Origin of the sequence: Xanthomonas sp. SHU 308, assembly GCF_000364645.1 — a bacterium.
Classification (GTDB): Bacteria; Pseudomonadota; Gammaproteobacteria; order Xanthomonadales; family Xanthomonadaceae; genus Xanthomonas_A; species Xanthomonas_A sontii.
In genome coordinates this window covers 1-1,668 of sequence record NZ_AQOK01000692.1, presented here as the reverse complement: position 1 = coordinate 1,668, position 1,668 = coordinate 1, and the positions used below count along the sequence as shown (strand labels likewise).

At 72.5% G+C, this 1,668-nt stretch carries 2 protein-coding genes; both read left to right on the top strand.

What is annotated here, in order from left to right:
- On the top strand, positions 1-537 hold a 537-nt coding region (locus D588_RS25445; RefSeq protein WP_017917073.1), incomplete at its 5' end, for a hypothetical protein.
- Positions 534-1,668, top strand: a 1,135-nt coding sequence (locus tag D588_RS0118810) for an efflux RND transporter periplasmic adaptor subunit (RefSeq protein ID WP_017917072.1), incomplete at its 3' end; no start/stop codon positions are given. The genes D588_RS25445 and D588_RS0118810, both read left to right, overlap by 4 nt.

The following is a 1,668-nucleotide window of genomic DNA, read 5'->3' as shown; positions in this document are numbered from 1 at the left end:
CCGCGGCCGCTGGCCGCGGTGGTCGCCGCCCTGGGCAGCCCGCTGCGCCCCGGGCGTCTGTTGGAGCGACCGCTGGGGGCGCTGCGCCGGCGCCTGGATGCGGATCTGCTGCCACATCTGGCTGCCGCCCGGCATCTGCTGCCGCTGCTGGCGCAGCACGAGCGCGGCGCCCGTTACGTGCTGCTGGGCAGTCCCTGCGCGCTGCGTGCCTGGTCCGGGCATGGCGACAGTTCGGTGACGGCGGCAGCGATCCGCATGCTTGCCCAGGTGCTGCACGAGGAAGCCAAGCCGCTGGGCGTGCACGTGCACCTGCTGTCGCTGTCCGCGCCGGTGTGCCGCAGCGACGACGCCATCGGCGACTGCCCGGAGTGGTTCACCACCCTCGGCGTCGGCCGCGCCGTGGTCCACCTGCTCGCCGATGCGCAGCGGCCGGACCGCGCCCTGGTCGAGATCGACCGCCGCCACTTTGCCCAGCCGCGCAGCGCCTTGCTCACCCCCTTGCCGTTTTCCTTCTCCACCCACGAGGTCTCTCCATGAATCCGATTCCGATGCCGTCGCGCCTGCTGCCGGGCGCACTGCGCCCGCTGGCGGTGGCGCTGCTGGTCGCCACGCTCGCCGCCTGCGGCGGCAAGGCCAACGAACAGGGCGCGCCGCCGCCGCCGAGCGTGGGCGTGGCGCCCGCGCTGCAGAAGCAGATCAGTCAGTGGGACGAGTTCAGCGGCCGCGTCGAGGCGGTCGAGCACGTCGACCTGCGCCCGCGCGTGTCCGGCTACATCAACAAGGTCAACTACGTCGAAGGGCAGGAGGTGAAGAAGGGCGATGTGCTGTTCACCATCGACGCGCGCAGCTACCGCGCCGACCTGGCCCGCGCCGAGGCCGATCTGGCGCGCGCGCGCACCCAGGCCAAGCTCAGCGCCAGCGAGGCCGCGCGCGCCAAGACCCTGTCCGAACAGCAGGCCATCTCCACCGAGAGCTGGGAACAGCGGCGCGCCGCGGCCGAGCAGGCACAGGCCGACGTGCTGGCCGCGCAGGCGGCGGTGGACAGCGCACGCCTGAACCTGGAATGGACCCAGGTGCGCGCGCCGATCGCCGGCCGCGCCGGCCGCGCGATGGTCACCGCCGGCAACCTGGTCAGCGCCGGCGACAGCGCCAGTGTGCTGACCACGCTGGTGTCGCTGGACAAGGTGCATGTGTACTTCGACGCCGACGAAGGCACCTTCCTGCGCTATGCGCAGATGGCGCGCGACGGCCAGCGCCCGAGCGAGCGCGACGGCAGCCTGCCGGTGCAGGTCGGCCTGGTCGGCGAGGACGGCTATCCGCATGCCGGCAAGGTCGATTTCCTCGACAACCAGCTGGTGCGCAGCACCGGCACCATCCACGTGCGCGCGCTGCTGGACAACGCCGATCGCCGCTTCACCCCCGGCCTGTTCGCGCGGGTGCGGCTGCTCGGCAGCGGCCGCTTCGACGCGGTGCTGATCGACGACCGCGCGGTGCTCACCGACCAGGACCGCAAGTACGTCTACGTGGTCGACAAGGACGGCAAGGCGCAGCGGCGCGATGTGCAGCTCGGCCGCAGCGCCGAGGGCCTGCGCATCGTGCGCAGCGGCCTGTCCGCCGGCGACAAGGTCATCGTCGACGGCGTGCAGAAGGTGTTCATGCCCGGCATGC